This window comes from Streptosporangium sp. NPDC049644 (assembly GCF_040675205.1).
GTDB lineage: Bacteria > Actinomycetota > Actinomycetes > Streptosporangiales > Streptosporangiaceae > Streptosporangium > Streptosporangium fukuiense.
In genome coordinates this window covers 1-5115 of record NZ_JBFAOJ010000197.1, presented here as the reverse complement: position 1 = coordinate 5115, position 5115 = coordinate 1, and the positions used below count along the sequence as shown (strand labels likewise).

Below are 5115 nucleotides of genomic sequence, written 5' to 3'. Positions count from 1 at the left end.
CCCACCAACGCCGGCGCCCCCGCACCCCCCCGCAACACCTGCACCACCGACCAACCGGTATGCGCACCCAACACCCGATCACACTCATCCAAAGCGTCGCGGAACACCTCGAAGGCGTCATACAACTGCAAACCCATACCGGCCTGCTGCGACCCCTGACCCGGAAAGACGAACACCGTCCTGCCCGGCCCCTGCGCACTCACCCGCCCATACACCACACCCGGATGAACACGCCCCTCGGCAACAGCCTCCAGCGCCCCGCCCAACACCCCACCACCGGCCTCACCGGTTCGCTCGACACCACCGGCCACCGAACCCGCCGGGTCCACGATCACCGCCCGATGCGCGAAATGCGTCCGCCCGACCGCCAGCCCATGCGCCACGGCCACCGCATCCACACCCGCATCCTGACGATCGGCCAGATACCCGCCCAACCGCCGCGCCTGCTCCCGCAACACCTCCTCACTCCGCGCCGAAAGCGGCCACACCACCAACGACGACCCATCACCACCGCCCTCGTTCTCGACGACCGGCGGCTCCTCCAAGATGAGATGAGCGTTCGTCCCGCTGATACCGAACGACGACACCCCCGCACGCCTGGGCCGCCCACCCCCCGGCCACACCCGCGCCTCGGTCAGCAGCGACACCGCCCCCTCGGACCAGTCCACATGCGGACTCGGCTCATCCACATGCAACGTCCTCGGCAACACCCCCCGCTCCATCGCCATCACCATCTTGATCACACCGGCGATACCGGCCGCCGCCTGCGTGTGACCGATGTTGGACTTCACCGACCCCAGCCACAACGGCCGATCAGCCGGCCGATCCTGCCCATAGGTGGCAAGCAGCGCACCGGCCTCGATCGGATCACCCAACGTGGTCCCGGTGCCATGAGCCTCGACGACATCGACATCAGCCGCGCTGAGACCGGCACTGGCCAGCGCGGCACGAATGACACGCTGCTGCGAAGGACCATGGGGAGCCGTCAGACCATTGGAGGCCCCGTCCTGGTTGATGGCCGACCCACGAACCACCGCCAGAATCGGATGCTTGTTGGCCAGCGCGTCCGACAGCCTTTCGAGCAGTACGATCCCGGCGCCCTCACTCGTCACCATGCCGTCGGCACCGGCACCGAACGCCTTCGTCCTGCCATCCGCCGCCAGCGCACGTTGCCGGGCGAAGTCCACCAGAAGGTCGGTGGAGGCCATGACCGTGACACCACCGGCCAGAGCGAGGTCGCACTCGCCTGATCGCAGTGACTGGCAGGCCTGATGCACGGCCACCAGCGAGGAGGAGCACGCGGTGTCCACCGTGATCGCCGGCCCCTCCAAACCCAGCAAGTAGGAGATGCGCCCCGAAGCCACACTGGCCGCCACTCCGGTCAGCCGGTAACCCTCAACGGCTTCGGAGCTCCCGGCACCGTACTCATGAGACCAAATGCCCGCGAAGACCCCGGTGGGAGTCCCGGCCAGGCTGCGCGGATCGATGCCCGCCCTCTCCACCGCCTCCCAGGCGACCTCCAACAGCAACCGCTGCTGCGGATCCATCCCCAACGCCTCACGAGGCGAGATACCGAAGAACTCCGCGTCGAACCCGGCCGCGTCATCCAGGAACCCACCGCGCCGAACATACGTCGTACCCGACTCATCCGGATCGGAGCTGAACAACCGGTCCAGATCCCAGCCACGATCCACCGGGAACTCGCCGATCACTTCCTTCCCCGCCTCGACCACGTCCCACAGCTCCGCCGCGGACGTCACCCCGCCGGGGAAACGGCAACCGATCCCCACCACCGCGATCGGCTCGTGTGCCTGAGTTTCCAGTTCACGAAGCCGCTGCTTGGTCTCGTAAAGCTCGACCGTCGCCTTTTTCAGATACTGTACGAGCTTTTCTTGGTCGCTCACCGGGCCAACCTCCGCATAATGGTCTCGCTTGACATCAGGAAATCGTCTTGTCGATGAGGTCGAATATCTCGTCGGTCGAAGCCGACATTATGTGTTCGACCACGGCATCCGACTGCCGCCGAGATCTGCCCAGACCTTCGAGCAAGCCGTTCAGTTTGGCTTCGATCGCAAATTTTTCGTCCTCGTCGAGGGCTGCCGAGGCGAGGGCGGCTTCGAATCTATTGAGCTCGGAAAGAAGGTCGGAGGACTCCTTCGGTATGACAGAGGAAAACCTGCTGTCGAGGTACGCACAGAGCGCGCGCGGGTTGGGATGGTCGAAGATGAGGGTCGGCGGAAGTTTGAGGCCGGTGTGGTGGCCCAGGTGGTTTCGGAGTTCGAGGGCTGTGAGGGAGTCGAAGCCCAGGGCCTTGAAGGGTTGCTCCGGATCGAGCGAGGTGGAGGTGCCATGTCCGAGAACCATGACGGCTTGGGCCTGGACGAGTCGCAGCAGGCGCTCGCGCCGATCAGCGGAACCGAGGCCGGCCATTTCGGCCGCGAAAGAAGGTGCGGTTCCGGCGTCGCCGGCACGGCGACGAACGAAGGTCGCCGACAGGCCGGTGAGAATCTTGGGGAGTGTTCCGGTCCGGGACTGCGCGGTGAGGACACGAAGGTCGAGCGGAGCCGGCGCCAGTGCGGGCAGTCCCGTGGTCAGCGCCGCGTCGTAAAGCTTCATTCCGTGCTCGGTGGTGATGGGGGTGAAGCCGAAACGAGCGAGACGTGACTTGTCACTACCGCTGAGATGGGAGGTCATCCCGGTGGCCGGCTGCCAATAGCCCCATGCCAGGCTCGTGACCGGAAGACCAAGGTGACGTCGGTGATGGGCCAGGGCGTCGAGGTAGGCGTTGGCGGCCGCGTAGTTGCCCTGTCCTGGGGAGCCGACGGTACCGCTCAGAGACGAGAACAGCACGAATCCGGCCAGGTCGAGATGGCGGGTCTGCTGGTGCAGGTTCCAGGCGGCGTCGACCTTGGGGCGCAGTACCCGGTGCAGATGATGAGGAGTGAGCGCTGGAACCGTCGCGTCGGCCAGCACTCCGGCGGCATGCACGACAGCGGTCAACGGGTGCTGCTGAGGAATGGAGTCGAGCAGAGCGGCGAGTGCGGCCGGGTCCGCGATGTCACAGGCTGCGACCGTGACCCTCGCACCGAGTTCGGTCAGTTCTTCGACCAGCCCGACGGCGCCGTCGCTGTCCGGACCCCGGCGAGAGACCAGGAGAAGATTTCTCATCCCGTGCTCGGTCACCAGGTGACGGGCGAGCAGGCCACCAAGGGTCCCTGTTCCCCCTGTGATCAGCACGGTTCCGCTGCCGTCAGGCGCGTTCGGGAGAGTGAAAACTATCTTGCCCACGTGGCGGGCCTGACTCATGTCCCGGAACGCCTGGCGTGCCTGCCGGATGTCGTACGTACTGATGGGAAGAGCAGGCAAGGTGCCGTCTTCGAACAACGGAGCCAGGCGGGTGAACAGCCGGTGAATGACTCCAGGGTCGCCGAGGGCGCGGTCGACGGCCTGGTAGACGACGCCGGGGTACATGGCGGCGACCTGACCCGCGTCTCGTACATCGGTCTTGCCGATCTCGATGAAACTCCCCCCGTTGGGAAGCAGTTCCAACGAGGCGTCGACGAATTCGCCCTTCAGACAGTCCAGTACGACGTGCATTCCCTGGCCGCCGGTCACCTGCAGGAACTTGGCCTTGAACTCCAGGCTGCGGGACGAGGCGATGTGGTCGTCGTCGAGGCCCATCTCCCGCAGGATCGGCCACTTGGCCGGGCTTGCGGTTGCGAACACCTCCGCCCCCGCGTGCCGGGCAAGCCGGATGGCCGCCATACCGACTCCGCCGGCGCCCGCGTGAATCAGCACCCGCTGCCCGGCCTGGACTTCGGCCAGTTCCGACAGGGCGTGATAGGCCGTCAGATAAGCCACCGGGGCCGAAGCCGCGTCGGTAAAGGACCAGTGACGAGGCACAGGGATCACCATGCGCTGGTCCGTGACTCCAGCGGGGGCGAACGAATCGGGTACGAACCCCATGACCCGGTCGCCGACGGCCGGCCCGTCCACGTTGGGGCTGACCTCGGTGACGACTCCCGCCCCCTCCAGGCCGAGACCGTCGTCTCCGACGAGGCCGAGAGCGACCATCACGTCGCGGAAGTTCAGTCCGCTGGCGCGGATACGCATACGAATGTGACCGTCGGCCAGAGCCTGCTCAGGCCCCGGGCCCGCGATGTCCACCGTGGTGGCGAGGCGCGCCGCTTCCGCCGAACCGCACTCGGCGCTCTCCGTCGGAGTGCCGGTCGACTCTCGATGGAGCAGGGCTCCGGGAGCGACCGGATCCGGGCCGGCGCTGAGCACGAGATTGGCGAGGGTGCCCTTACCCACGGTGTCCAGCCGCCAGGAGGCGGCAGCCGGCAGAGAAAGAATGTCGTCCGATCGGACACGGGTGAGGCGGGACGTGTGGACGACACCCTGGCGAAGGGCCAGTTGGCCTTCCTCTTCCTCCAGGATGTGACGGGTGAGCAGGTGCCGAATCTGCCGGTAGGAGGCTTCGTGGTGATCCGTGTCCAGTAGCGCGAAACGATTGGGGTATTCGTTCTGAGCAGTGCGGACCAGTCCCCATACAGCGGCCTGAGCAAGGTCGGGCGCTCCGTCCAGAGGGCTGGTCGCGATGGCGTGGTGAGTGAGGATGATCAGGCGGGTGTCGGTCAGCCGAGGGTTGTCCATCCACGCCTGCAGCAGCCTCAGAGCCTGCTCGGTGACGGCGTGAACAGCCGCCGGAACGTCGACACTTCCTGCGTCGACGAGCGGGGGAAGCCAGACGACCAGTTCTGGATCCTCTGTGCCGACCGAGCTCGGTCCGTCGATCAGCGCGGTCAGATCCCGGTGGACGGGAGCGGCGCCGATCGCCGTGGCCACTTCGATCGCTCGCTCCGGGTTCTGCTCTGCCAGCACAGCGCAGCGGGGCCACCGTCGTGCCGTGGCATTCGCCGGCATGGGCCTGATGTCCGCTGTCCAGGAGAGGTGGAACAGATTCGAGCTGACGTCGGAGGCCACGGCAGGAGCACTGTTCAGCGTGTCGGCGTCGCTGGAGCGGAGGGTGAGGGCGTCGATGGTGATGACGGGCGCGTCCGCGGGATCTGTGGCGGTGACGCTGACGGTGTCGGCGTCGATGGTGGTGATGCG

At 66.5% G+C, this 5115-nt stretch carries 2 protein-coding genes; both read right to left on the bottom strand.

Annotation, left to right across the window (positions count from 1 at the left end; genetic code table 11):
* On the bottom strand, positions 1 to 1904 hold a 1904-nt coding region (locus tag AB0J58_RS44005; protein ID WP_364227571.1), incomplete at its 3' end, for a type I polyketide synthase.
* Between the two features lie 34 nt (positions 1905 to 1938).
* Positions 1939 to 4986, bottom strand: a complete 3048-nt coding sequence (locus AB0J58_RS44000; RefSeq protein WP_364227569.1) for an SDR family NAD(P)-dependent oxidoreductase — start codon at positions 4984 to 4986, stop codon at positions 1939 to 1941.
* Between the last annotated feature and the right edge of the window lie 129 nt (positions 4987 to 5115).